This window comes from Myroides sp. WP-1 (assembly GCF_014145635.1).
Taxonomy (GTDB): domain Bacteria; phylum Bacteroidota; class Bacteroidia; order Flavobacteriales; family Flavobacteriaceae; genus Flavobacterium.
This window is the reverse complement of the sequence record NZ_JACHTC010000008.1, coordinates 107,360-132,940: the sequence shown is the minus strand read 5'-3', so window position 1 is coordinate 132,940 and position 25,581 is coordinate 107,360. Positions and strand designations below refer to the sequence as shown.

24 protein-coding genes are annotated in these 25,581 nt (G+C 35.2%); 15 read left to right on the top strand and 9 right to left on the bottom strand.

Annotated elements, in window-relative coordinates:
- A partial coding sequence (locus H4K33_RS16665) for an OmpA family protein (protein ID WP_370576671.1) occupies positions 1-179 on the top strand: 179 nt, incomplete at its 5' end.
- 107 nt (positions 180-286) lie between these two features.
- Here the strand turns inward: H4K33_RS16665 and ygiD are convergent.
- On the bottom strand, positions 287-1,120 hold the full coding sequence (gene ygiD / locus H4K33_RS09695; RefSeq protein ID WP_182648354.1) for a 4,5-DOPA dioxygenase extradiol: 834 nt from the start codon (positions 1,118-1,120) through the stop codon (positions 287-289).
- Between the two features lie 468 nt (positions 1,121-1,588).
- Between ygiD and H4K33_RS09690 the strand changes: the two genes are divergently transcribed.
- Both H4K33_RS09690 and H4K33_RS09685 read left to right on the top strand, forming a co-directional pair.
- Positions 1,589-4,708 carry a SusC/RagA family TonB-linked outer membrane protein gene (locus H4K33_RS09690; RefSeq protein WP_182648352.1) on the top strand — a complete coding sequence of 1,040 codons (3,120 nt, stop codon included), beginning with the start codon at positions 1,589-1,591 and terminating at the stop codon, positions 4,706-4,708.
- A gap of 9 nt (positions 4,709-4,717) precedes the next feature.
- Positions 4,718-6,379: a SusD/RagB family nutrient-binding outer membrane lipoprotein gene (locus H4K33_RS09685; protein ID WP_182648349.1), complete on the top strand. Its 1,662-nt coding sequence runs from the start codon at positions 4,718-4,720 to the stop codon at positions 6,377-6,379.
- A 145-nt stretch (positions 6,380-6,524) separates the two neighbouring features.
- Here H4K33_RS09685 and H4K33_RS09680 read toward each other — a convergent pair whose 3' ends face one another.
- Positions 6,525-7,136, bottom strand: a complete 612-nt coding sequence (locus H4K33_RS09680) for a hypothetical protein (protein ID WP_182648347.1) — start codon at positions 7,134-7,136, stop codon at positions 6,525-6,527.
- A 302-nt stretch (positions 7,137-7,438) separates the two neighbouring features.
- Between H4K33_RS09680 and H4K33_RS09675 the strand changes: the two genes are divergently transcribed.
- The 3 genes from H4K33_RS09675 to H4K33_RS09665 all read left to right on the top strand — a co-directional run bounded on the left by H4K33_RS09675 (position 7,439) and on the right by H4K33_RS09665 (position 8,771).
- Positions 7,439-7,639, top strand: a complete 201-nt coding sequence (locus H4K33_RS09675) for a hypothetical protein (RefSeq protein WP_182648345.1) — start codon at positions 7,439-7,441, stop codon at positions 7,637-7,639.
- Positions 7,640-7,757: 118 nt separating this feature from the next.
- On the top strand, positions 7,758-8,207 hold the full coding sequence (locus tag H4K33_RS09670) for a GNAT family N-acetyltransferase (RefSeq protein ID WP_182648342.1): 450 nt from the start codon (positions 7,758-7,760) through the stop codon (positions 8,205-8,207).
- Between the two features lie 3 nt (positions 8,208-8,210).
- Entirely contained in the window at positions 8,211-8,771 is a 561-nt protein-coding gene (locus H4K33_RS09665) for an AraC family transcriptional regulator (RefSeq protein WP_182648340.1), read from the top strand.
- Positions 8,772-8,792: 21 nt separating this feature from the next.
- Here the strand turns inward: H4K33_RS09665 and H4K33_RS09660 are convergent, their stop codons facing one another.
- The 4 genes from H4K33_RS09660 to H4K33_RS09645 form a co-directional block, all read right to left on the bottom strand.
- Positions 8,793-9,167, bottom strand: a complete 375-nt coding sequence (locus H4K33_RS09660; RefSeq protein WP_182648338.1) for a DUF4258 domain-containing protein — start codon at positions 9,165-9,167, stop codon at positions 8,793-8,795.
- 62 nt (positions 9,168-9,229) lie between these two features.
- Positions 9,230-10,426, bottom strand: a complete 1,197-nt coding sequence (locus H4K33_RS09655) for an alanine dehydrogenase (protein ID WP_182648336.1) — start codon at positions 10,424-10,426, stop codon at positions 9,230-9,232.
- Between the two features lie 10 nt (positions 10,427-10,436).
- Complete coding sequence (tsaE, locus tag H4K33_RS09650) at positions 10,437-10,853, bottom strand: tRNA (adenosine(37)-N6)-threonylcarbamoyltransferase complex ATPase subunit type 1 TsaE (protein ID WP_182648334.1); 417 nt, start codon at positions 10,851-10,853, stop codon at positions 10,437-10,439.
- Positions 10,854-12,407 carry a PglZ domain-containing protein gene (locus H4K33_RS09645; protein WP_182648332.1) on the bottom strand — a complete coding sequence of 518 codons (1,554 nt, stop codon included), beginning with the start codon at positions 12,405-12,407 and terminating at the stop codon, positions 10,854-10,856. It abuts the gene before it with no gap.
- 169 nt (positions 12,408-12,576) lie between these two features.
- Between H4K33_RS09645 and H4K33_RS09640 the strand changes: the two genes are divergently transcribed.
- The 4 genes from H4K33_RS09640 to H4K33_RS09625 all read left to right on the top strand — a co-directional run bounded on the left by H4K33_RS09640 (position 12,577) and on the right by H4K33_RS09625 (position 16,557).
- A complete protein-coding gene (locus H4K33_RS09640) occupies positions 12,577-13,572 on the top strand; it encodes a glycosyltransferase family 2 protein (RefSeq protein ID WP_182648330.1) in 996 nt (331 codons plus the stop codon).
- Positions 13,573-13,580: 8 nt separating this feature from the next.
- Positions 13,581-14,180 carry a dephospho-CoA kinase gene (coaE, locus tag H4K33_RS09635; protein ID WP_182648328.1) on the top strand — a complete coding sequence of 200 codons (600 nt, stop codon included), beginning with the start codon at positions 13,581-13,583 and terminating at the stop codon, positions 14,178-14,180.
- Between the two features lie 97 nt (positions 14,181-14,277).
- Positions 14,278-15,828, top strand: a complete 1,551-nt coding sequence (locus H4K33_RS09630; protein ID WP_255493644.1) for a sensor histidine kinase KdpD — start codon at positions 14,278-14,280, stop codon at positions 15,826-15,828.
- Positions 15,829-15,837: 9 nt separating this feature from the next.
- Positions 15,838-16,557, top strand: a complete 720-nt coding sequence (locus tag H4K33_RS09625) for a response regulator transcription factor (RefSeq protein WP_002986137.1) — start codon at positions 15,838-15,840, stop codon at positions 16,555-16,557.
- Between the two features lie 446 nt (positions 16,558-17,003).
- Here the strand turns inward: H4K33_RS09625 and H4K33_RS09620 are convergent, their stop codons facing one another.
- From H4K33_RS09620 to H4K33_RS09610, 3 genes are read right to left on the bottom strand one after another with little or no spacing between them, the layout of a single operon-like run.
- Positions 17,004-17,945, bottom strand: a complete 942-nt coding sequence (locus tag H4K33_RS09620; protein WP_182648323.1) for a LysR family transcriptional regulator — start codon at positions 17,943-17,945, stop codon at positions 17,004-17,006.
- 43 nt (positions 17,946-17,988) lie between these two features.
- A complete protein-coding gene (locus H4K33_RS09615) occupies positions 17,989-18,600 on the bottom strand; it encodes a hypothetical protein (RefSeq protein ID WP_182648321.1) in 612 nt (203 codons plus the stop codon).
- Between the two features lie 14 nt (positions 18,601-18,614).
- Positions 18,615-19,112, bottom strand: a complete 498-nt coding sequence (locus H4K33_RS09610; protein WP_182648319.1) for an RNA polymerase sigma factor — start codon at positions 19,110-19,112, stop codon at positions 18,615-18,617.
- Positions 19,113-19,502: 390 nt separating this feature from the next.
- On the opposite strand from H4K33_RS09610, the gene H4K33_RS09605 reads away from it, so the two are divergent.
- Genes H4K33_RS09605 through H4K33_RS09585 form a run of 5 tightly spaced genes read left to right on the top strand, consistent with a single transcriptional unit; the run spans position 19,503 to position 25,534 of the window.
- Positions 19,503-20,153: a succinate dehydrogenase cytochrome b subunit gene (locus H4K33_RS09605; RefSeq protein WP_182648317.1), complete on the top strand. Its 651-nt coding sequence runs from the start codon at positions 19,503-19,505 to the stop codon at positions 20,151-20,153.
- An 11-nt stretch (positions 20,154-20,164) separates the two neighbouring features.
- Positions 20,165-22,084, top strand: a complete 1,920-nt coding sequence (locus H4K33_RS09600) for a fumarate reductase/succinate dehydrogenase flavoprotein subunit (RefSeq protein ID WP_182648315.1) — start codon at positions 20,165-20,167, stop codon at positions 22,082-22,084.
- 8 nt (positions 22,085-22,092) lie between these two features.
- Positions 22,093-22,848 (top strand): succinate dehydrogenase/fumarate reductase iron-sulfur subunit, encoded by a 756-nt coding sequence (locus H4K33_RS09595; RefSeq protein ID WP_182648313.1) that lies wholly within the window; start codon positions 22,093-22,095, stop codon positions 22,846-22,848.
- A 1-nt stretch (position 22,849) separates the two neighbouring features.
- Complete coding sequence (locus H4K33_RS09590) at positions 22,850-24,055, top strand: porin (RefSeq protein ID WP_255493643.1); 1,206 nt, start codon at positions 22,850-22,852, stop codon at positions 24,053-24,055.
- 48 nt (positions 24,056-24,103) lie between these two features.
- Complete coding sequence (locus tag H4K33_RS09585) at positions 24,104-25,534, top strand: anion permease (protein ID WP_182648309.1); 1,431 nt, start codon at positions 24,104-24,106, stop codon at positions 25,532-25,534.
- Positions 25,535-25,581: the final 47 nt, after the last annotated feature.

Sequence of the window (25,581 nt, the reverse complement as noted above, 5' to 3'; positions counted from 1 at the left end):
ACCGTCGTGTGAAATCAACAATCAAGTGGATGATAGAACAAGGAATAGACCCAAGTCGCTTAACTGGTAGAGGTTACGGAGAGAGTCAATTGCTAAACAAGTGTAGCAATGGCGTACCGTGTACCGCAGCAGAACATCAGTTAAACAGACGCAGTGAGTTTATTATCTTAGAGATGTAGCCGAGAACATAAAAACAACAAAGCAATTTTTTTTCGATGATCCTGCTGTAGGATTTAAAACAAGCAGCACTAAGCCCAGAAGAGCGCTCAATTTGAGCGCTCTTTTTTTATTGATAATACATAAAAGAAGTCATACTTAAAGATCCGCCTACATAAGCGTCATTGAAGAATAGTAACTCGTCTTTAGCTTCCCTGAGCCCTAAAGTATACAACATGGGAATGTAATGCTCCGAAGTAGGTATGGCAAGTTGAATCTGTGGATGTAACTTCTCATAAGCAATTAAATCTTTGTAGTTATAGGAGGCGATATTTTTTTGAAAAATAGCATCAATCTCAATGGCCCAATCAAAACCATAGTTTTGTCCCATATCCTCCCAAGAAAGTAAACGAAGATTGTGTACCAAATTTCCACTACCTATGATAAGCACCCCTTTTTTGCGAAGCTCTCGCAGTTGTAGTGCTAATTGATAATGATATTCTAAAGGTTTATAATAATCAATACTCAATTGTAAGACAGGGATATCTGCTTTTGGAAAAAGGTGCCTAGTAATTGACCAAGTACCGTGATCTAATCCCCAATCATGATCTAAATGAAGATCAAAAGGCTGAACTAAAGCTTGTGTTTCTGAAGCTAAACTAGGACTACCAGGTGCTGGATATTCTACATCAAATAAAGCTTGCGGAAATCCTCTGAAATCGTGGATGGTTTCAGGAAAATCCATAGCTGTAATATAACTGCCCTTGGTTAACCAATGAGCAGAAATTACGAGGATAGCCTTAGGCGTGGGGATCGTTTGTCCTAAATTCGACCAATTCCTTGAAAAAATACTGTCCTCTATAGCATTCATGGGTGATCCATGGCCAATAAAAAGTGTGGGCATGACTTGCTTACTATAGGTTAAGCTTTGCGCAAAGCGATATAAATCTTGGAGTGATTGCATAATGAGTAGATTTGAATACCTAAAGTTCTTTATAATAATTTTCTTAATAGGTTAAAGAAATGAAAATTAATACAAAAGAAAGTGACTTGATTCAATATCCCTTTAAATTGCAGATACTACCTTCTCTTTGATTCTCCTTTGTCGCTCGTTTATTGAGGTAGAACGTTATCAATGAACCCATTTTGTTCTCGGATTAAATTTTAAAAAAAGAAATAAAAAAATGAAAAGCACCTTAAAATACCATCAAAAGGAAAAAGAAGCGTCTTAAAAATAAACTAAAATCAAGGTGTTTTTTAGCTTTTCAAAATACTTTCAGTGGATAAAATATTTGATTTTCAAAATAATGAATGACAGTTGTTTGATTAGTTGACTTAGTGTTATTTTATGATAATAGTTTATTTGTTTTGTTAAATTTTAATGCAAAAACATAATTTAATTTTGATTGGTGAATTATTCAATAATATGCTAATGAAATTAAAAGTAAGGTTTATTTATTTGATTGTGTTTGGCTTGTTTTTTCAACTTGTACAGGCTCAAGAGAAGCAACTTTCAGGAGTTGTAACAGACGAAGGTCTACCATTGCCTGGTGTAACTGTCATTATTCAGGGAACGCAGCAAGGGGTGCAAACGGATTTAGATGGAAAATATACCCTTAATGTGAAACAAGGAGCAACCGTGCTGTTTTCTTTTATTGGTATGAAAGAAGTTAAATATACAGTAGGAAATCAACGCGTATTTAATGTTCAAATGGTCAGTGAAGAGGAAATGCTGCAAGAAGTCGTTGTAACTGCATTGGGGATTAAACGAGACAAGAAAAAGTTAGGCTATTCTTCTCAAGAAGTAAAAGGAGATAATTTAGCAAGTGCAGGACAAACTAATGCAGTAAATGCATTATCTGGAAATGTCGCTGGTTTACAAGTGACTGCTCCATCTTCTATGGGAGGATCAGCGCGAATTGTTTTGCGCGGAGTGAAATCTGTCGTAGGTAACAATCAACCGTTAATCGTGATTGATGGTGTGCCACTAGATAATAGTAATTTTGCTGATCTTGATATGCAAAGAGGTGCTGGTGGACGCGATTATGGAGACGGATCGGCTGATATCAACCCCGACGACATAGAATCAGTAACTGTTTTGAAAGGAGGACCTGCCTCTGCTTTATATGGTAATAGAGGAGGAAATGGCGTTATTATTTACACCACAAAATCAGCAAAAAATGGACGAACTGATATTGAGTTCAATTCAGGTTTAACGTTTGAATCGATCAATATCATGCCAAAACTACAAACAAAATACGGAGGTGGAAGTTCAGAAGTTTTTAAAAAACAAGAGATCAATGGAAAGATTTACAATGTTCCAGAATATATTTTAGATGAAAGTTGGGGACCTAAGTTCGATGGTACTCCTTATTTGCCATGGTATGCCTTCGATCCTGAGTTTGAAAACGACTACATGAGAGAGGTGCCTTGGGAAAAATCAAAACACGACGTGCGTTCGTTCTTTAAAACGGGTGTTTCATATAATCAATCGGTTTCTATCTCTAAATCTTTTAAAGAAAGCAATATTCGAATGGCTTTCAATAATCAAGTAACTGAGGGGATTGTTCCTAATTCTAAATTACAACGCAATAATTTTACTGTAAATGCTGCAACTCAATTAACCGAACAAGTAAAAGTCGAAGCCAATGTTAATTACGTTAGAACCAAAGGATTTAATCGTCCTGAAGTAGGTTACGGTGATAATTCCGTGGCTGAGCGTTTTTTTCAATGGGGACAACGTCAACTTGATTTTGATAAATTAAAGGACTATAAATTAGCCAATGGAAATCAACGATCATGGAATCGCGTTTCTTGGGATAACGGTACACCTGCTTATTCAGATAACCCGTATTGGATAATTTACGAAAATACGGCTGAAGATGTCCGAAATAGAGTGTATGGAAACGCAAAACTAACCTATAACTTTTCTGATAAACTTTATGTTGTAGGTACAATCTATGGCGATCGATACACAATGGAAATAGAAGAGCGCGTTGCAGTTGGTTCCAAAAATACCTCTTCTTTTAAACAGGTACAACGAAATGTATCTGAATATAACTACGAAGGACGTATCCATTATGACGATACTTTTGGTCCTATTGGAATAAATGCTTTTGCAGGGGTAAATAGAAGTGAAAAAAGAAATAACTACCTGCAAGGCGCAAGCGTAGGAGGATTGTTTTTACCTAATTTATATAATTTAGATAATAGTGTTTCACCAGCTAAAGCTAGCCACAAAAAAACACACACTCGTACCAATTCCATATTTGCTTCTGCAGGGATAAATTATGAAGAATACTTGTTCTTAGAAGGAACGATGCGTACAGATTGGTTTTCGACGGTTAAAAAATCAGTTACTTATCCGTCTCTAACGGGAACTTTTATCTTTTCTAATGTAATCGATCAAGCTGATTGGTTGAGCTTTGGAAAAATACGCCTAGGATGGGCACAAGTAGGAAATGATACCGACGCTTATAGAACAGCAGATTATTACACGCTTAATGGTCCTTTCTTAGGAGACCCTACCTATGCGTTGAATAATACGGCCAATAATCCCAACCTCAAACCTGAATTAATGACAACCAAAGAGATTGGTTTAGAAGCATCTTTCCTAAATAATCGCATCGGTTTTGAAGTGTCTTACTATGAAATTAAAACTCAAGACCTAATTACACGGGTGCAATATGATGCAGCAACAGGATTTGCTTATCGATGGATGAATGCAGGAGACATGAAAAATAAAGGAATTGAAGCAACCGTGAATTTAACCCCCATTCGAACTGAGGATTTCTCTTGGCAAATAACTTGGAATATCGCAAAAAATAAAAACACGTTAACCCGATTGGCGGAAGGAGTTGAATCGGTCGAAATTGCAAGAGCTCCCTTTCGCGTAACACTACAAGGTAAAACAGGAGAAACCTATGGACAAATCTATGGAACAGATTATCTATATGACAATCATGGAAATAAAATCATAGGGGAAGATGGACTTTATAAGGCTTCAGAAGTAAAAGCCTTAGGTTCTTATTTACCAGATTATAACATGGGAATTAGAAATAATTTTCGCTACAAAAATTTGAACATCGGATTCTTGGTTGATATCCAAAAAGGAGGAAAATATTTTTCGACAACACATATGTTTGGTATGTATTCAGGAATGTTAGAAGAAACTGCTAAAGGTGATATACGCGAAATGGGATTGGTATTAGATGGAGTAAAAGAAGACGGAACACAAAATGATCAACTGGTTACGGCTGTTGATTGGGCCAAAGGCTTTAATAGCTCCGTTGATGCGCAAAATGTGTTTGATGCAGATTATGTTAAACTAAGAGAAGTAACCATTGGATACGACTTGCCAACCAAGTGGATCGGACCGTTTAAAGGCGTAACCATTTCTCTATTCGCTCGCAATTTATTTACGTGGAATCTAGCATGGAAAGGAATGGACCCAGAAATGGCTTCTTATGGAAGTGGAAATATCCAAGCTATCGAAGGAGGATCAATGCCTTCAACGAGATCATATGGAATGAATGTAAAATTTAAACTCTAATCAAATCTTATGAAAAAATATATCAGTCTCTTTCTTATTGGACTTATTACTTTGAGTAGTTGTGATAAAGATTTGGAACAAATCAATGTAAATCCAGATCAACCCTTGGAAGTATCAACCAATGGATTGTTTAACAATACCAATAAAGAATTAATGACAAATACACGCGGAGGCATGGCCTCTGGACGTATGGCTTTATCTTGGATTCAATATTCTGCACAGCGAAATTATACTGCAGAAGATCGATATCAGTTTAGAAATGAGGTAAATAATAATTTGTATATCAATATCTTTTTAGCGGTAAAAGGATACAAACAAATCATTGATATTGTCGAAAATCCTGCTAATACCTCTAAAGTAGAAACATATGGGGATCCAGTCAATCAATTGGCTGCGGCACGTATTATGATCGCTTATGCACAGCTGCAATTAGTTGACATGTACGGCGATGTTCCTTATTATTCTTATGGAACGAAAGATAGCGATTTTCAAGCGATGACTCTGGGAACCGATGGTGAAATTGCTACACCTAAGTTTGCTCCTCAAGAGAAAATCTACGTTGATCTAATGAAAGAATTGAAAGAAGCAGCACAATCTATCAATATGGAAGCAAACAGTGTGTTTAATTCAGGAGATTTCCTCTTTAAAACTCCTTTAAAATTGAAGAAATTTGCTAACTCTCTTCGTTTGAAAATAGCCAATCGCGTAAAAGATGTAATTCCACAAGCAAAAGATCACCTCACTGAATTAACAGCAAACGTGGATCTTTTATTACAGTCTAATGACGATAATGTAGGATTGCAATTTCAAAATGATAGAATTAATCCCGCTCCATTTTTTACCAATGCTTTTCTGGATAAACGAAATGATTTTTCACCTTCCAATACATTCGTTGAATTGCTGAAAGGAGAAACGAAAACAGCACATCCAAATCCTTTTTCAGGGGTGGTAGATCCTCGATTGTTTAAGATGGTTGCACCAATAAGTCAGAAACTTGTTAATGATAAAGGAGAAGAGGTAGAAGTAACGCTCGCTTTTTATTACAATGCATCAAATCCAAAACCAAGTATAGAGAAAGAGGATTATGTAGATCGAACTCCCGATTTCTACCAAGGTATGCCGCTGGGAATTGCAGATGCCATTACAGGGAGTCAAGCAGACTATGCTTGCCAGTTTAGTAGTAGCATCTATAAAGCTGATTATACCGAAATACTCATGGAGTATGCTGAAGTAGCTTTTATTTTGGCAGAATTAGGAATCAGCCCGCAAGAAAACTTTGTGAATGGAATTAAGGCTTCTATGAAAAGATGGAAAGTTGCTGAAACAGATATCGACCATTATCTGTCTCAAGTTAATACGGTTAATCCAGAAACAATCTTAACACAAAAGTATATTGCATTGTTCTTACAGCCATATGAAGCATGGGCCGAATACAGAAGAACACAATACCCTAAAACAGTTTTGTTACCAGGTCAAACACATTCGTTATTAGCACCTGGGCCTCAGCAAGAAAAGGAATACACCTTTACGCCCCTAAACGGATTAAGTGATCTACCAGAACGAATCACGTATTCAACGAATCTTAACTTGGTGAATAAAACCAATAAAGACGAAGCGGCCGCAAGAATGGGTGGAGATTTGATGAATACCAAACTTATTTGGGCTCGTTAGTAAAAAATAGTAGTTAAAAGAAAAGGATACTCGAAATGAGTATCCTTTTTTGTATTGAGTATAAGTCAAAGTGATTCAAATATAAAAAATTACAGATGACCCCTCAACTTTCTACTAGGCTCTATGATTAATTTATACGCATGATTTAAAAAGAAAGCCTAATGATTCGATCCAATTGTTTTTTGTCAATAGACTCAGGTGCGGCATTGTATAGCTCTAATTTTAATAGCGATACAATCGCAAAAAAATCAGTAGCCAATACTTTGTAGTAAACTTCAAAGTCATGTTCTGTCTTTTCTTCAATATGTTTAATCTTCTTGCTTTCGTCCATTAAATTTCCAACACAAACAAGAATTTGATTGAACGTTTCCGAAGAGGTATGCATTTGTAAAAAACCAAATTCAAAAAGTAAATCCTGTAAGCTGTGTACCTCTCGCTCTAGAGTTTTGTCGTGACTCAAGTGAAGGGTGAGTTTTTCTTTTTGCAAAATCGTGTTTAGTTGAGTTAAAAAATGAAAGAACACCTCTTGTTTCTTCTCAAAAACCATTAGATTTCGCTCTCTAGATTCTTCACTCTTCGTTTGACCTTGTAGTAACAGTACCGTAATGATCGCGGTAATCACAACCCCCAATAAGGTCCCAAAAAATTGAGCAGGCAATGAACTAAGTTCAAAAATTTCAAAAGTAACAGCTGTGATCAGAAAAATTATCGTTAAAATGAGTACTGCTGCCCGAGATAAATTTGATTTTATCTTCATTATCAATAGATTAAATGTTAAACAAATGCATAATTGCTTGAGGGGAAAGTACGACTTATTTTGATTTATAGGGTACCTTTTTTACGATTAACTGAGTAGTAAAGGCTGTAATTTAAAGATTCGTAATTAAAACCAATTATTTTTGTACTTCGTATAATAAGTTTGAAAAAAATGCGTTTTAAAGAGGTGTTTAGCCTAAAACGATGAAGTATTAAAATAATATTAAAATATCGGTAGTAAACTTGATTTACCTAAAAAAAGAAGTATGTTTATCCTGTAGTATGATTTTAAAATATTGAGTTATGAAAACAAGAGTAATGTTGAACTATGCGAAAACTGTTTTAGAAAGCGTTAGTTTTGACTCGAAATTATTTTATAAAGAGTTACAGAAAGCACTAGATCATTTAGTTCCTTATGATGTTGAACAATTGGGGAAATGGGTGAATAGTTTTGTACAAGAAAAACCTGAATTGAGCGATTCATTGCATTTATTAACCGTATAATGAAAAGTCATCTCTTTCGAGATGACTTTTTTTATGCCTTCTTTTTTCAGTGGAAAGAACGGAGTAGGCTATTGTTCGGTTCCTTTTTTTTTATCTTTGAGAGTAAATCAAGTTTAAAATGAAAATACGTCCTTATATAGAATCAGATAAAAAAGCTTTACTTCAATTGATAGAATGGAATGTTCCACTTTATTTCGCTCCAGAAGAAATCGAAGAATATCAGCGCTATTTAGAAGAAGAGATTGATCAATATTTTGTTGTTGAGGAAGATGGACAGCTCTTAGGTGCTGGTGGAATTAATGTATTAGTTAAGGAAAAAGAAGGACGAATTAGCTGGGATGTTGTTGCTCCAGCTTCGCAAGGTAAGGGAATAGGGCGTGCTTTGCTCTTGTATCGCCTAAGTATCTTGGGAAAAATCCCCGCCATTGATCATATTCGCGTCCGAACTTCACAAGTTGTTTATCCCTTTTATGAAAAGTATGGCTTTGTTGTCAAACAAATACAAAAAGACTTTTGGGCTGAAGGGCTCGATTTATACGATATGTATTATGAACCCTTAAACAGTTAGCGCATGAAATTGTTTGTCAAAAATATGGTTTGTCATCGTTGTATACTTGCTGTAGATCAGATTCTTACAGAATTTAAATATGTGCCCATTGCCATTAAATTAGGTGAAGTAGAACTGCAAGAACAACTCGATGATGAAGCACTTCAAAAACTAGCTGAAAGCCTAGAAGCTATTGGATTTGAGTTGTTAAACGATAAGGAAAAACAACTAGTCGCCCAGATTAAAGCACTCTTAATTGCCTTACTTCAAACAGAACAGTGGACACTAGAAACTCCATTATCCGTTTATTTAGCAGGAGAACTAAATAAAGATTACCTCTTTTTAACTCAACTTTTTTCGCAGATTGAAGCTACAACAATTGAACAGTATTTTATTCAGCTCAAAATTGAAAAAGTAAAAGAACTATTACTCTACGATGAATTGAGCCTCAAAGAAATTGCCTTTCGTTTAAATTACAGTAGTGTGGCTCATCTCAGTACACAATTTAAAAAAATCACAGGAATGACGCCTACAGGTTTTAAGCAATTGACCGCTCCACATCGAAGACAATTAGACGAATTATAAAAAAAGCAAAAGCCCTAAAAATTAGGGCTTTGTTATATCTAAAAGTTTGACTTTATCCGTGTAGTTCACCATTTTAATCGTAATGGGATCATTGTTGGCATTACGTCCTTCAATGATGTAAATTTTACCTTCTTCGTAAGCAACATTGCTCTTGTCAAAATCTACTTTTCCATATTGTAAAGACTTTCGAATATCCTCTTCAACGACCCAACCTTCTTTAAATTTAAGTTCAGCATCAGGACCATATTGAACAGGCTTGCTTCTCAAATCTTTTAAAACTCTACAATTAGGTAAATAACAAAACTCTGTTTTCTTTTCTCCAAAAAAGTAAAATAAAAACATGCAGCCAATTAAAAGGCCAAACAAATAATACGCAAGTCTTTGTATAAAACTCATTTTTTTAAAATTTATACAAAAGTAGCAATATAGCGTTGTAAAACTAAATAATTGGCAAAAAATTAGAATGCAAAAAGTCGAATATCTTTATAGTCTAGGTTAAACCAATCAGCAACAATTTTATTCGTGATTAATCCCTTATACGTATAAATACCCGACTTGAGTATATTATCCGTAAAAACGGTACCTTCTAGACTACCATTATCGGCAAAATCCAACAAAAAAGGAGTAATGACATTGCTAATAGCCATAGAAGCTGTTTTGCAATATCTTGAAGTGATATTAGGCACTCCATAGTGAATAACCTCGTATTTTCGCTTAGTTGGATGTTCATGTGTTGTTAACTCAGAAGTTTCAAAACACCCTCCATTGTCGATGGCAACATCAATAATAACAGCATCTTTTTTCATGCTTTCAACCATGGTTTGCGTAACGACAATCGGCGCTCTGTTTTGACCACGTATAGCACCAATAACCACATCACAACGCATCAGGGCTTTTAAGAGAATTTTGTCTTGAATTGTAGAAGTAGAAACGGGGAAAGGCAAGTTGTTTTGTAAACGACGGAGTTTCTGAATCGAATTGTCAAAAAGTCGAACATTAGCTCCCATGCTAATAGCTGTTTTCGCAGCGTATTCTGCAACAATTCCAGCACCGAGAATAACTACTTCAGTAGGAACAACACCTGTTATATTTCCCATCAATAAACCCTTGCCATTGTTGGTAGTTGTCATTAATTCTGAAGCAATCTGAATAGAGGCAATTCCCGCTATTTCACTCAAAATGCTCGTCGCAGGAAAAGAACCATTTTTATCTTGGATAAATTCAAAGCCGATAGCAGAAATCTTTTTCTTTGCCAAGGCTTTAAAATAGGAGGGATCAAGCGTTTTTAACTGAATGGTTGACCACAACACACTGTGTGGTGTCATTAACTTGATCTCTTCTAACGTCGGTGGAACTACCTTGACTACAATAGGGCATTCCAAAACCTTTTTTGTGTCTGTGGTAATTTCAGCACCTGCTTTGCTGTATTCTAAATCGCTGTAGCTAGAAGCTTCTCCAGCTCCTTTTTCTATCAAGACGCGATGTCCATAAGCATGCAAGGTTTGAACCGCCTCTGGCGTAATACATATTCTTTTTTCAACCGTGAAATTCTCTTTGGGTACACCAATAAATAATTCCCCTTTACGCGGCTCTACAAGTAAACATTCCTCTTGTGGAATCAGCGCTTTTCGTGAAAAAGGATATAGTTTAGCCATACGTTAAGCTTTAAGCATTTGTAATAATTAATTGTCTTTCTTGTGTGTCTAAGATACTAATTTCGATGGTACTGTGTTCATCGGGAATTAAATTAGGTGTCTTTTCAGGCCATTCAATAAAACACCAATGTCCACTGTCTAAGTATTCTTCGAATCCAAAATCATAAGCTTCTTCTTCCTCCTCTAAACGATACAAATCAAAGTGATAGAGCGACTCATTCGAATCGGGAATTTGATAAGCATTGACAATAGAAAACGTCGGACTACTTGTCATAGCCGTAATGTGTAATTGTTTAGCTAAAGCTTTGATAAAGGTCGTTTTTCCAGCTCCCATTGGCGCTTGAAATAATACAATTTTATGAGATAACAAAGGCAAAACCTTAGCTGCTATGGTGTCTATATCGTCAAGTTGATAAATAAATTCCATCTATTTTGGATTTAAAATTACAAAAGGAACAATCATTTCTTCTAACGAGATACCACCGTGTTGATAGGTGTTTCTAAAATAAGATACGTAGTAATTGTAATTATTTTGGTACGCTAAGAAACAATCATTTTTTGCAAAAATAAAGGAACTGCTGAGATTTATTGCCGGAAGCTGTATCTTTTTTGGATCCTTCACAACATAGACATCCTTTTTTTCAAAGGTCAAACTCTTACCCGTTTTGTAGCGGAGATTTAAACTAGTGTTCTTATCGCCAATTACTTTGGAAGGGGTATTGCAGTTAATAGTACCATGATCAGTTGTAATAATCAGTTTAAATCCCGCTTGTTGCGCCTGTTGGATAACATCTAATAGCGTAGAATTCTTAAACCAACTAGTGGTCAAAGAGCGATAAGCCTTGTCGTTAGACGCTAGTTCTTTGATTACTTCCATTTCTGTTTTGGCATGTGAAAGCATATCAACAAAATTATAAACAATCGTAATTAATTGATTATGCTTGATAGCATTGAAATTATCTACTAATTTTCGACCTTCTTTTTGCCCGACGATTTTAAAGTATTCATTGGGAATTGTTAGACGCAAACGCTGTAACTGCGCCTGTAGAAAATCATTTTCATGTAGATTCTTTCCTCCATCTTCAACGTCGTTTTTCCACCATTCAGGATGTGTTTGCTCCATTTGTAGAGGAGTTAATCCAGAAAAAATAGCGTTTCTTGCATATTGGGTGGTCGTAGGTAAAATAGAGAAAAAAGTATGCTCACTCTCTATTTTGTAGTGATTAGAAACAAGAGGTTCAAAAGATCTCCATTGATCGTAACGCATATTGTCAATCACGAGAAAGAGAATCTTATTGTTCTCTTTTTTTAACTCAGGAACTACCCATTTCTTGAAAATTTCATGTGAAAAAGTTGGTCGATCAACAGTTGTGTTAATCCATGTTTCATATTTCTTTTCAATGAATTTGCCAAATAAACTATTTGCCTCACTTTTCTGACCTTCCAAGATATTGATTAGATTTTGATCCTCAATATCCTCCAACTTACTTTCCCAAAATAAGAGTTTTCTATAGAGTGAAATCCAATCCTCATAGGTATCAATAGCCATTAGATCCATGGCAATATTGCGAAATTCCTTTTGGTAGCTCAAAGATGATTTTTCAGATACAATGCGCGAATCGTCTAAATTCTTTTTTAAACACAAAAGAATTTGATTGGGATTGACCGGTTTAATGAGGTAATCTGCGATTTTCGCTCCGATCGCTTCTTCCATAATATATTCTTCCTCACTCTTGGTAATCATTACAATAGGAAGGTTGTTTTTGATGCTTTTGATTTCGTTTAGTGTTTCTAAACCTGTCAATCCAGGCATGTTTTCATCAAGAAAAACAATATCATAATGTTGCTGTTGAACTAAATCTATCGCATCTGCTCCATTAGTAGCCGTTGTAACAGCATAATTTTTTTTTTCTAAGAAGATAATATGAGGTTTTAATAAATCAATTTCATCATCAACCCAAAGTATATTAATTGCATTCATAATAATAAAAGTTCAAATATTTAAAATCAATTACAGCGCACTGTATTGCTTTTTTTAGAAAGTTTACAGTTTATAACGTAAAAAATATAAATAATGTATATAAATATAAGGAGTAAATTTTGTATTCCAATTTAGGAAGCAATATTTTTGTTGATATTTTAAGAAGATCATGTATTATTCGTTTATTATACCTGTTTACAATCGACCAGATGAAACGGATGAATTGTTGGCTAGTTTAGCAAAACAAACGTTTCAACAACCTTTTGAAGTTGTTATTGTAGAAGATGGATCGGCAATTGATTCTCGATTTGTCGTAGAAAAATACCAAGAACAATTGGATATTTCATACTATTATAAAGCCAATTCAGGACCGGGTGATTCCAGAAATTATGGCATGAAAAAAGCCAAAGGAGACTACTATATTATCTTGGATTCCGATTGTATTATTCCCGAAAACTACTTGTCAATTGTAGATCAGTATTTGAAAGAGAGCTATGTTGATTGTTTTGGCGGACCAGATGAAGCGCTTTCAAGTTTTACTCCAGTGCAAAAGGCGATAAATTTTTCGATGACTTCTTTCCTGACTACTGGGGGAATTCGCGGAGGATCAGAACGATTAAGCAAGTTTCAACCAAGAAGTTTTAATATGGGAATTTCAAAGAAAGCGTTCTTAACGTCGGAGGGATTTGGCAAAATACATCCTGGCGAAGATCCCGATTTAACCATTCGACTTTGGAATTTAGGATTTGATACACAACTTTTCCCAAAAGCATACGTTTACCACAAACGGCGAATAGATTGGAAGAAATTTTATATTCAAGTAAATAAGTTTGGAAAGGCAAGACCCATTCTCAATCAAAGGTATCCCGAATATGTCAAAATGACGTATTGGTTCCCAAGTTTGTTTATAATAGGGTTAATAGGAAGTCTTTTACTCCTGTTTTCGGGGATTTATTCATTTTTTTCTGTTTATTTGTTTTATTTTTTCTTGATTTTTATGATATCTTTGTTAAAAGAGAAGAGTTTTAAGGTTTCTGTTCTGTCAATTTGTGCAGTTTTTGTGCAATTTTATGGATATGGTACAGGATTTGTAAAGTCAAATTACATCTTGTATGTATTGAGAAAAAAACCAGAAATTGGAATGCCTGAAATGTTTTTTAAATAGAAAAGAGAATGAGTATTATTGTTGGTTTAACGGGGGGAATTGGCAGTGGAAAAACAACCGTTGCAAAATTGTTTGAGAAGCACGGTATTCCTATTTATATAGCCGATGAACGTGCACGTGCTATTATGGATCAACCAGACGTTGTACAAGCAGTACAACAAATTTTTACAACTTCCGTTATAACAGAACAAGGTACATTAGATCGATCGAAAATAAAACAACTTGTTTTTGACGCAAAAGACCAATTAAACAAACTGAATCAAATCGTTCACCCTCGAGTAAAAGAGGACTTCGACCAATGGCTTATCGAACATAAAGAAGCGCCCATTGTTATGAAAGAAAGTGCTATCCTATTCGAAAACGGACTAGAGAAAAATTGCGATGTTGTTGTTTTAGTTATTGCACCAGAAGAAGTTAGAATTGAAAGAGTCATGAATCGCGATGGAGTTTCGAAAGAGCAAGTCATGAAAATTATAAATAATCAAATGAAAGATGAAGAAAAGCTAAGAAGAAGTCAATATATAATTGAAAATAATAACAAAAAATCACTCGAAAGTGATATTATTTCGATAATACGTGACATTAATTTAAAAAATCACTTAATTTAATCGGTTAATTTTATGTTAACTACTAGGGAATATACATTATTAATCATAATTTTGAATTGCGATGAATAAATTACGATTTAGGATACTTGTCGGTATAATGAGTTTTTCATTGATTGGAATCATCATCGTACAATTATATTGGATTGTTAGTTCGTATAACAACAACGAGGAACAATTCAAATACCATGTTCAACAAGTAATTGGAAATGTATCAAATGCCATTGAGCAAAATGAAGCAATGGAATTTTACAAGTTGTACAATAATTTGAAGGATAGTATTGGCGAACCGCCAAAGCAAAGCGAATTAAAAGAGATCGTTTTTTATGAGCGTGATCCATTGACAAATGAGTCTGTATTTTATTCTAATACATTAATTCTCGAGGATTTTAATTTGCGAAGCTCGTTCTTTGACAAAAGAGCCGATAGCACAAATATTAAAAGTTTTGTAGCAAGGCGAAAAACAGATATTCACAAAGGAAATTCCTTTGATCGAGGAGGTGATAATTTACATCAAAATTATCCTGATGAAGTGATTGAAAAGTCAGGAAATTTAGACGTGTTAGACAAAGCACAATTCGAGATATACTTTAAAGATATCGTTGCTTTAAAACGCGTTGATGAGCGAATTTCGAAAGAAAAGCTCAATGAATTATTGCAAAATGAGTTACACCAATATGGCGTAAATGCTAAATTTGAGTTTGGCGTTTACAACAAAGGGTTGGCAACGAAAATTAAATCTGATGATTTTGAATATAGCGAGGGATCAACATATGGAGTTCCGATTTTAAAAAATAACGATGGAAAAAGTAAGTATCATTTGTATGTTACTTTTCCTGAAAAGAGTAAATACCTCTTTTCTTCGTTGATTGGAATTACATTTTTATCTATCTTGTTTACTGTTGTTATTATTGCAGCTTATTTGAATGCGATTAATCAGTTGATCAAGCAGAAGCAGATTTCAGAAATGAAAACAGACTTCATCAACAACATGACGCATGAGTTTAAAACTCCGATAGCAACAATTAACTTAGCTTTGGATGCGATTAAGAATCCAAAAGTGATAGGAAATCCCGAAATGGTAGATCGCTATCTCAATATGATTCGGGAGGAAAATAAACGAATGCACGCACAAGTAGAAAATGTGTTGCGCATCTCGAAACTCGAAAAGAAAGAGTTTGAAGCCGATAAAGAGGCCGTGGATATTCACGAAGTTATCGAATCTGCAGTAGATCACGTGAGTTTGATCATACAAGATAGAGGAGGAGAAATCAACCTTCATCTCGATGCAAGAAGATCCGATATTTTAGGAAATGAATTCCATCTAACCAGCGTAATGGTTAACATGTTAGATAATGCCATTAAATACTCAAAAGAAAGTCCTATTATTGATGTGTTTACTGAGAATATCAAAGATTTTATCTTGATAAAAGTAGTCGATCAAGGGGTAGGAATGAGTAAAAATGCACAAAAGAGAATTTTTGATAAATTCTATCGCGAACATACAGGAGATTTACACGATGTGAAAGGACATGGATTGGGGTTGGCTTACGTTCAACAAATTGTTGAAGACCACAATGCACAAGTATATGTTGAGAGTGAAAAAGGTAAAGGAAGTACGTTCATTATTAAAATGCCATTAATAAATTAATCAATATATATGGAAACAACAAACAACAAAAAGATTTTATTAGTAGAGGACGACCCAAATTTTGGTGCGATCTTGAAAGATTACTTAGCTATTAATGACTTTGAAGTTACTTTAGCTAAAAACGGAATGGAAGGATTCGAAAAGTTCAAACGCGATACTTTTGATCTTTGTATTCTTGATGTGATGATGCCTTACAAAGACGGATTTACTTTAGCCAAAGAAATTCGAGACAAAAACAAGGAAGTGCCTATTATTTTCTTAACTGCAAAATCAATGAAAGAGGATGTATTAAGAGGATACAAAGTAGGAGCGGATGATTACTTAAATAAACCATTCGATTCTGAAGTTTTATTGATGAAAATCAAGGCAATTATTCACAGAAAAACATCTGAGGTAAAAACAGATAATACTAAATTCGAATTCCAAATTGGTAAGTTTCATTTGAATTCTAAATTGAGATTCTTGACATTCCAAGACCAAGAACCAATTAAGTTGTCCCCAAAAGAAAATGAACTACTTAAATTATTGGCAATTTACGAGAATGATTTAATGCCAAGAGAAGTTGCTTTAACGAAAATATGGAGAGATGATAACTATTTTACTTCTCGTAGTATGGACGTTTATATTGCAAAATTGAGAAAGTATTTAAAATTAGACGAAGCTGTTGAAATTTTAAATATCCACGGAGAAGGATTCCGTTTGGTAGTAAAAGGTGAAGGAGAAGAGTAATCTTTTCAAAATAAAACAAAAGGAGTGAGATTTTTATCTTGCTCCTTTTTTTTTGGTATTTCACCATCTAAACACCTCAACGCCTCACCACCTCAACGCCTCACCACCTTACCATCTATCTCACCTAGTTTATATTGGTTTTAGTGTTCGATGAATATATCTCACTTATTTTATATTTGTTTTTGTGTTCGATGAATATATCTCACCTAGTTTATATTTGTTTTGGTGTTCGATGAATCTACACTTCGTTTCGATTTTCACTTCGTTTCGATTTTCACTGCGTTTCGATTTTCACTGCGTTCCGATTTCACCACCTCAACGCCTCAACGCCTCAACACCTCATCATCTATCTCACCTATTTTATATTGGTTTTAGTGTTCGATGAATCTACACTGCGTTCCGATTTCAACACCTCATCATCTCACCACCTCACCCAATAAAAGTACTCAATTCTTCTTCTTAGGACTAATTATTTTTACATCCTGAAACGCAATAGCGCCTCGGATAATGCTTAAAATCGTGTCGTATAGGGCTTGGATAATTTGTAGTTTTAGATCGCTGTTGGTGTGAATTAAACTAATTTCTCTAGCGGGTTGAGGTGCTTCAAATTGCAAGAGATTTTTTTGATCTTCTTGATGGAGTTGAAGCGTGTGTAAGTAGGGAAGTAGGGTATAACCTAATCCTTCTTTCGACAATTGAATTAGCGTTTCAAAGCTTCCGCTTTCTAATGAAAATGGTCGATCGCTTTCTGAATTTTTGTTTTTACAGATATTGATAATACCATCTCTAAAACAATGTCCATCCTGTAAGAGTAATAGTTTTTTTAAATCGAGTTGATCTGTGCGGATTTTATCAGTAAACTCCCCTTGTAAACTTTTTGGAATATAACCAACAAAAGGTTCGTAGTACAATACTTTTTCACGTATATCCTCTAACTCTAAGGGGGTTGCTACAATAGCAGCATCTAAATAACCGCCTCTTAATCGCGTGATAATTTCTTCAGTTGTATATTCTTCAATAATTAAGTGAACCTTTGGGTATTTATTGACAAAGGTCTTAATAAACATAGGCAGTAGCGTAGGCGTTACGGTAGGGATAATTCCCAACTTGAATTCACCTCCAATAAAACCCTTTTCTTGGTCAATAATATCCTTAATTCGATTCGATTCATTGACAATTTTGTGTGCTTGTTGAATAATAACCTCTCCAATTGTAGTTAATTGAATAGGTTTGGTTGTACGATCAAAAATTTGTACTCCTAATTCTTCTTCTAATTTTTGAATTTGCATACTCAAGGTGGGTTGAGTTACAAATGATTTTTCTGCTGCAAGGGTAAAATTTCGATGTTCAGCAACCGCTAAGGCATATAATAATTGTGTGATAGTCATGTCTTGATCAATAAGAGATAAATGGAGTATCCAAGATACAACATTAATCTTCTATCTTCTCAAGTTCCTTGTAATTTTTCATTAATCGCTTGATCAAAATTCCATAAACGACGCGGTAATAAAGCCACATAAAACCAAAGAATACTAGAAAAACTAAGGCAAATAATCCGGTAATAAAGGCGTAAAAAGTCCAACCATGAGAAGGATCTGCATCCATACTTAATATACTGATAACGGCAAAAATAGAGAGTAATGAAATCAATGAAATATTGATGGCGATATAGTAATTTACTGTTTTCTTGGTTTGAAGAATTTGTTTCATCAGTTTTTTGGTATTATCTGCTACGCAAATTTTGCGGTACTTATTGTAAAATAAAAAAATAAATACTAATGAAATAATTCCGCTGACATAGTCAATATTATTGACTATCAATTGAAATAAAACGCTATTGTTTCCCTCTAGATCACTGTCTTCGGTGAATAGAAAGAGACTAGCTAAATTGAGAAGTAAAAACTCTATGACACTGATGATGAAGATCCACATGACGATAGAAGATGATTTTTTGTGAATCATCTTCATGATTTCGTCTTTTGAAATCTTTGGAAAGTTATGGTTGGCGTTCCAATGTTTTTTTAATAAATCAAGTTCATTCATAGTATTTTGAATCCTTATGGATTAAGGGTTTTTTTAAGTTTACTTTTAATTCGATTCATTTTCACTCGGGCATTGACTTCGCTTATCCCAAGCGTTTCTGCTATCTCTTCGTACGTTTTGCTTTCGAGGTACATAAAAACTAGCGCTTTGTCTATATCGTTGAGTTGGTGAAGTGCCCGATACATGAGTTTGAGCTGTTGTTCTTCTTCCTCATTGTACTCTTGGTACTGAAAATGATGGATAACAGGATCGTAAGTTGTGGTGTTAATCTGTCTATTTTTTTTCCTAAATAAAGAAATAGCTGTGTTTAATCCAATTCTATAGGCCCAAGTTGTGAATTTTGACTCCCCTCTAAAGCTTGGATAGGCTTTCCATAACTGTATGGAAATTTCTTGAAACAAATCCTTATGAGCTGACTCCTCATCTGTATATAAGCGACAGATTTTATGGATGAGATTTTGATGCTCTTCCAATAAGGTAACAAACTCTAACTCAAGACTCTTTTGTTTCATAATTTAATTAGATGCCTAAATATGATATTTGTTACATTTTTAGGAAAAGTTTTTTTTTAATTTCATGTCCAAGATAGTCATTTTATAGGCAATAAGTCCGTTTTCTTATCTAAGCCATCGTTTTGTAATTTATATTCATTCTGTATTGTTTGTTTGTAATGCAAAATAGATTAATTTTTTGATAAATGGTTAAAATAATTACTAATTTTAGTACAAATAAAATGTAATTATAGGTGTAAATTATAAAAAATTAGCTATTTGGCTTTTGTAGTTGACATTAAAAAGAGATGAGAAAAGGGATTTTTGGTATTGTTTATGTGGTTTTCTTATAACCTTCAAAATGGAAAAATTACACAATCGTTTAGGAATTAATTATTAAACAAAAATAAGATGAATACACTCTCAAGAAAGATTGTAATGGCAGGGACTGGATTGTTTCTGTGTTTCTTTTTACTCATTCACTTTTTAGGAAACACACAGTTATTTCTAGAACCCGAACACGCCCAAGAAAGCTTTAATGCTTATTCTCATTTTCTTACGGGTAACCCGTTGGTAAAAGGTGTGTCTTATGTACTTTATTTGTCCATTCTCGGACATGCAATTTACGCACTGATTATTACTTCAAAAAACCAAAGAGCTGGGGGGCATTACAAGCGAGACAGAAGAGGTAGAGCTAGTAAATGGTACAGTCGTAACATGGGGGTTTTAGGTGTTATCATTTTAGTGTTTCTCGTACTGCATTTTCAAAACTTTTGGTATGTCTATAAATTCGGTTCAATTGGATTGGATGCCAACGGAAACAAAGATTTGTACACGGTAGTAGTTACTGCTTTTCAAGAGTTGTGGCTTGTAGTAGTCTATGTCATTGCAATGATTGCTTTAGCTTATCACTTGATTCACGGCATTACCAGTGGAGTTAGAACATTGGGGTTGTTTCACCCTAAATACGTCCGCTGGATTAACGTATTCGGTGTTGCCTATGCTGTTATCTTATGTGTAGGATTTGCCTTAATGCCTATTTATATTTATATCACCCATTAATACAACTTGTTATGAAATTAGATGCAAAAATTCCAAGTGGACCATTAGAAGAAAAATGGTTTAATTATAAAAAGAATGCTCGTTTGGTTAACCCAGCGAACAGAAAAAAGTTGGATGTAATCGTTATAGGAACCGGATTAGCTGGTAGTTCTGTAGCTGCTTCTTTGGGTGAAATGGGATATAATGTTAAGTCGTTTTGCTTTCAAGATACACCGCGTCGTGCACACTCCGTGGCAGCTCAAGGAGGAGTAAACGCAGCAAAAAATTATAAAAATGATGGAGATAGTATTTACAGAATGTTTGTAGATACTTTAAAAGGAGGAGATTTTAGAGCTAGAGAGGCAAACGTTTATCGCTTGGCTGAATGCTCGGTTAATTTAATTGATCAAGCTGTTGCTCAGGGAGTTCCTTTTGGTAGAGAATATGGTGGATACTTGAATAATAGATCTTTTGGAGGAGTTCAGGTCAGCCGAACTTTTTACGCTCGTGGACAAACAGGACAGCAATTGCTATTGGGAACATACCAAGCGCTTATGCGACAGGTGAGTAAAAAAACAGTACAGCTATATTCCTCACACGAAATGTTGGATTTGGTGGTGATTGACGGTAAAGCTAGAGGAGTTATTGTTCGAAACTTAGAAACAGGCGAAATCGAAAGACATGCTGCACATGCTGTTGTATTGGCAACAGGTGGATTTGGTAAAATTTACTACTTATCAACACTTGCAATGGGCTGTAATGGATCTGCAATTTGGAGAGCACATAAAAAAGGAGCCTTTTTTGCTTCACCAAGTTGGACGCAAATTCACCCAACATCTCTTCCGCAATCAGGAGATTATCAGTCAAAATTAACGTTAATGTCTGAATCCCTTCGAAATGATGGACGTATTTGGGTACCAAAAAATCTAAACGAAACAAGAGTTGCCAATGATATTCCCGAAGAAGAGAGAGACTACTATTTAGAACGTCGCTATCCCGCTTTTGGAAACTTAGCACCCCGCGATATTTCTTCTCGTGCAGCTAAAGAACGCATTGATGCTGGATATGGTGTAGGGCCTTTAAAAAATGCAGTTTACCTCGATTTTTCTAAAGCAATTAGAGAACAAGGACAAGCTAAAATTGCAGAAAAATATGGCAACTTGTTTACCATGTACGAGAAAATTACAGGTACAAATGCCTATAAAGAACCAATGATGATTTCTCCTGCTGCTCACTTCTCTATGGGCGGATTGTGGGTAGATTATGAGTTAATGACTACAATTCCTGGATTATTCGCCTTGGGTGAGGCTAATTTTGCTGATCATGGGGCTAACCGATTAGGAGCCAATTCACTGCTTCAAGCTTCTGTAGATGGCTATTTTATCGCACCTTATACCATAGCAAATTATTTAGCTGACCAAATTAGAGTTGGTAAAATAACGACAGATCATCCCGAATTTGACAAAGCAGAACAAGAAGTTAAAGACAAATTAGAAGGATTGTTAAAAATCAATGGTGATAAAACCGTTGACTACTATCATAAAAAATTGGGTAAACTACTTTATGATTATTGTGGTTTGGCAAGAACAAAAGAAGGATTGGAATTTGCCATTGAAGAAATCAAAAAGTTGAGAGCAGAATTCTATCAAAATGTTCACGTACCAGGGACCAATGCCACAATTAACTCAGAATTGGAAAAAGCAGGTCGTGTAGCAGATTATCTAGAAATCGGTACATTGATGTGTTACGATGCCTTAACACGTGATGAATCTTGTGGAGCTCATTTTAGAGAGGAGTACCAAACAGAAGAAGGAGAAGCTGCTCGTAATGATGCGCAATTTCAATTTATTTCTGCATGGGAATGGCCAGGATCATTAGATCAAGAGCCAATTTTGAATAAAGAAGAACTAACATTTGAATACGTAAAACCAACTATCCGTAGTTATAAATAATAGGGGCTATGAAATTGAATCTTAAAATATGGAGACAAAGAGATCGTAAATCAGAAGGTAAACTGGTAGATTATACGATAGATAATGTGAATACACATATGTCTTTTTTAGAAATGTTGGACACCTTAAATGAACAATTAATTTCCAAAAAAGAAGACCCAATTGAATTTGACCACGATTGTAGGGAAGGTATTTGTGGGCAATGTGGTGTTGTGATAAATGGCAATGCACATGGTCCTCTCGAAAACACAACAACATGTCAATTGCACATGAGAGAGTTTAAAGACGGAGAAACGATCTTAATTGAGCCTTTTAAGGCTGCTGGTTTCCCTGTTAAGAAGGACTTGAAAGTTGACCGAAGTGCATTTGACCGCATCATATCTGCGGGAGGGTATGTATCTGTTAATACTGGTCAGGCGCCAGAAGCAAATACAATTCCTGTATCACATGAAACAGCAGAAGCTGCTTTTGACTCTGCTGCTTGTATTGGATGTGGAGCTTGTGTTGCTACTTGTAAGAATGGTAGCGCCGCTTTGTTTACTTCAGCAAAGATTACGCAACTAGCACTATTGCCTCAGTCACAACAGGAACGCAAAGAACGTGCATTGAATATGATTTTTCAAATGGATGAAGAAGGATTTGGTCACTGTTCCAATACAGAAGCGTGCGAAGTTGAATGTCCACAAGGTATTTCTGTTTTGAATATTGCTCGCATGAACTATGAGTACAATCGCGCTAGCTTTCTCAAGTTTAAAAAGAAGTAAAATGAAACAAAAAAAAGGGTTGATAACAAGTCTATTTCTCTTCGGAATAGGCTTGTTTACTACAATAAATAGCTTGGCACAAGAAGTGAAAATCACGTCTGAAATGGCAATTCCACAAGATACAATTCGAATTTTTGAAGACAAAATTGTGTTGAATGACGCCACGCAAAAATATCCTCAGTTTAAAGTAGGTGGTGTTTTTCAAACGCGCTACTTAGATAATTTTAAACGAGGAGTAGATATTAATGGAATGCATTATGGCGATGGAGAAGGAACGAATAACTCTTTTGAAATTAAGCGTATGCGTGTTTCTATGAATGCTAAAGTAACGGAGAATTTAGAAGTAGTAGCGTTAGTTAATTTAGCAGACTTTAAATCGGATCCCAAAACCAAAGTACTAGAAAATGCCTATGCAAAGTATACGCTAAATCGCTATTTGCAGTTTACTGTAGGGCAATTCAGACCTTTGTTTGGAATGGAAGAAACCTATCCAGTAGATGTCGTGAAATCAATTGATTACTCCAACTCGTACTATTTGTTTGGAGATAATGGATGGACGAGTTTTCAAATTGGCGCAGCGATAACAGGTAGTGTTGATTTAGGAAATGTACCCATGAGTTATGGAGTCTCCGTAACTAACGGGAATGGAAAAAATAAAACAGATAATGACGATGGAAAGCATTATTCCAGCCGTTTGTTGTTTAACGTAGATCCTAAACACAAAATCAACTTAGGTATAAGTGGTGGAGTAGGAGAAGTTCAGCGTCAGACAATTTATGCGGTAGGAGCAGAAGCTTCTGCTTTTTTCTCGCTAGGTCATCGTTGGAGTATTGATTTTCAAATAGAGGCAAAACAAGGGGTAAACCATCAAATGTATTTTACCCAACCAGTTGAACAACGCATTGGAGATATGAAGGATTATTTGATGAAGAGTTTTTATATTTTACCCAATATTCGCTATGAGTTGGGAATGAATAAATTACAGGCAATTGAGTTTGCTTGTCGTTATGAATATTTAGACGGCAGTGCTCACGTAAACTCTAATGCTAGACAAACTTGGGTTCCAATGGTAAGTGTTGAATTCTTAAAGAACTATGGCGCTCGTCTGCAATTGGGAATGCAAATTGACAATTTTAAAACTAGTGTTGAACATACGAAGTCATACAACTCTAATTTAGCTTTCCTACAATTCCAGTGTAGATTATAACAAACAACAAACAACAAACAACAAACAACGAATAACAAAACTCCTTCTATGAAAGAAGTAAATTTAAAAAATTTCGGAATAACCGTAGTAATAGGAATATTATTGTGGTTTTGTCCTATCCCCGAGGGCGTAACTCCTGAGGCATGGCATTTGTTTGCTATTTTCGTCAGTACTATTTTGGGAATTATCCTCAAAGCTGCCCCTATGGGAACTATGTGTATGATAGCTGTTGGATTAACTGCTTTTTTTCAACTGTTAGCACCAGGAAATGCGGGGCAATCGATCACACTTAGTTTAAAGGGCTTTGGCGATAAAGTGATCTGGTTAATCGGGATTTCTTTTTTTATCGCGAGAGGATTTATTAAAACAGGATTGGGAAATCGCATTGCCTATTTATTTATCCGCGCTTTCGGGAAAAGTACGTTGGGTTTAGCCTATGGATTGGGTTTAGCAGATTTGGTATTAGCACCAGCAATTCCAAGTAATACAGCTCGTGGAGGTGGAATTATTTATCCCATCATGAAATCGATGGCGATGAACTTCGGTTCTGATCCTAGCAAAGAAGAAACCAAGAAAAAAGTAGGGTCTTTTTTAACCTTAAATTGTTATTATCTCAATTTGATAACCTCTGCTATGTTCTTAACCGGAACGGCAAGTAATCCGATGTGTCAAAAATTTGCAGCGGATATTGGAATCAATATCAGTTGGATGAATTGGGCTATTGGCGGTTTTGTTCCTGGAGTAGTGGCTTTTATTCTTACACCTTTGGTTTTGTATAAAATCTATCCTCCTGAATTAAAGAAAACAGGAGATGCTCCTAAAATTGCAGCCGAAAAATTAAGAGAAATGGGAAAATTAACCCTGCCTGAAAAGCTGATGTTATTGACTTTCTTTATTTTACTCTTCTTGTGGATTACGGGTGATTTATTTACAATTGACGCTACCACTACTGCTTTTATTGGACTATCTATTCTATTGTTAACCTCTGTGTTGACCTGGGATGATGTTAAATCAGAAAAAGGTGCTTGGGATACGATTGTGTGGTTTGCTGTATTAGTAATGATGGCGAGCTCCCTCAATACGTTGGGCTTTATTGGATGGTTTAGCGATTTAGTAAAAGTACAAATGGGAGGAATTGATTGGCATTATGCTTATCCTCTAATTGTAGTTGTTTACTTCTTGAGTCACTATATCTTTGCTAGTGCTACAGCGCACGTTGCAGCAATGTATGCAGCATTGTTAGGTGTCGGAGTTTCCCTTGGAGTACCTCCCATGTTACTGGCTTTAACTCTTGGATATATGGGGTCAATTTATGGTACACTAACACATTATGGACATGGTCCTGCACCCGTATTTTTCGGAAGTGGCTATGTTGAATTAAAGTCTTGGTGGATGTATGGATTGATTATAGGCGTGTTGCTATTGGCCATTTATTTGGTTGTAGGAACAACTTGGCTAAGTATTATTGGTTATTTTTAAATAAAAAACTATCTTTAAAGACCCTTTATTAACTAGAATAAAGGGTC

Excerpts from the sequence above, each read along its gene's own strand:
- H4K33_RS09610 (WP_182648319.1), bottom strand. The coding sequence starts at position 19,112 with ATGAAACAAAAGAGTCTTGAGTTAGAGTTTGTTACCTTATTGGAAGAG.
- H4K33_RS09670 (WP_182648342.1), top strand. The coding sequence starts at position 7,758 with ATGAAAATACGTCCTTATATAGAATCAGATAAAAAAGCTTTACTTCAA.
- H4K33_RS09665 (WP_182648340.1), top strand. The coding sequence starts at position 8,211 with ATGAAATTGTTTGTCAAAAATATGGTTTGTCATCGTTGTATACTTGCT.
- H4K33_RS09590 (WP_255493643.1), top strand. The coding sequence starts at position 22,850 with ATGAAACAAAAAAAAGGGTTGATAACAAGTCTATTTCTCTTCGGAATA.
- tsaE (WP_182648334.1), bottom strand. The coding sequence starts at position 10,853 with ATGGAATTTATTTATCAACTTGACGATATAGACACCATAGCAGCTAAG.
- coaE (WP_182648328.1), top strand. The coding sequence starts at position 13,581 with ATGAGTATTATTGTTGGTTTAACGGGGGGAATTGGCAGTGGAAAAACA.
- H4K33_RS09625 (WP_002986137.1), top strand. The coding sequence starts at position 15,838 with ATGGAAACAACAAACAACAAAAAGATTTTATTAGTAGAGGACGACCCA.
- H4K33_RS09595 (WP_182648313.1), top strand. The coding sequence starts at position 22,093 with ATGAAATTGAATCTTAAAATATGGAGACAAAGAGATCGTAAATCAGAA.
- H4K33_RS09600 (WP_182648315.1), top strand. The coding sequence starts at position 20,165 with ATGAAATTAGATGCAAAAATTCCAAGTGGACCATTAGAAGAAAAATGG.
- H4K33_RS09585 (WP_182648309.1), top strand. The coding sequence starts at position 24,104 with ATGAAAGAAGTAAATTTAAAAAATTTCGGAATAACCGTAGTAATAGGA.
- H4K33_RS09615 (WP_182648321.1), bottom strand. The coding sequence starts at position 18,600 with ATGAATGAACTTGATTTATTAAAAAAACATTGGAACGCCAACCATAAC.
- H4K33_RS09660 (WP_182648338.1), bottom strand. The coding sequence starts at position 9,167 with ATGAGTTTTATACAAAGACTTGCGTATTATTTGTTTGGCCTTTTAATT.
- H4K33_RS09655 (WP_182648336.1), bottom strand. The coding sequence starts at position 10,426 with ATGGCTAAACTATATCCTTTTTCACGAAAAGCGCTGATTCCACAAGAG.
- H4K33_RS09605 (WP_182648317.1), top strand. The coding sequence starts at position 19,503 with ATGAATACACTCTCAAGAAAGATTGTAATGGCAGGGACTGGATTGTTT.
- H4K33_RS09640 (WP_182648330.1), top strand. The coding sequence starts at position 12,577 with ATGTATTATTCGTTTATTATACCTGTTTACAATCGACCAGATGAAACG.
- H4K33_RS09685 (WP_182648349.1), top strand. The coding sequence starts at position 4,718 with ATGAAAAAATATATCAGTCTCTTTCTTATTGGACTTATTACTTTGAGT.
- ygiD (WP_182648354.1), bottom strand. The coding sequence starts at position 1,120 with ATGCAATCACTCCAAGATTTATATCGCTTTGCGCAAAGCTTAACCTAT.
- H4K33_RS09690 (WP_182648352.1), top strand. The coding sequence starts at position 1,589 with ATGAAATTAAAAGTAAGGTTTATTTATTTGATTGTGTTTGGCTTGTTT.
- H4K33_RS09630 (WP_255493644.1), top strand. The coding sequence starts at position 14,278 with ATGAGTTTTTCATTGATTGGAATCATCATCGTACAATTATATTGGATT.
- H4K33_RS09645 (WP_182648332.1), bottom strand. The coding sequence starts at position 12,407 with ATGAATGCAATTAATATACTTTGGGTTGATGATGAAATTGATTTATTA.
- H4K33_RS09680 (WP_182648347.1), bottom strand. The coding sequence starts at position 7,136 with ATGAAGATAAAATCAAATTTATCTCGGGCAGCAGTACTCATTTTAACG.
- H4K33_RS09620 (WP_182648323.1), bottom strand. The coding sequence starts at position 17,945 with ATGACTATCACACAATTATTATATGCCTTAGCGGTTGCTGAACATCGA.
- H4K33_RS09675 (WP_182648345.1), top strand. The coding sequence starts at position 7,439 with ATGAAAACAAGAGTAATGTTGAACTATGCGAAAACTGTTTTAGAAAGC.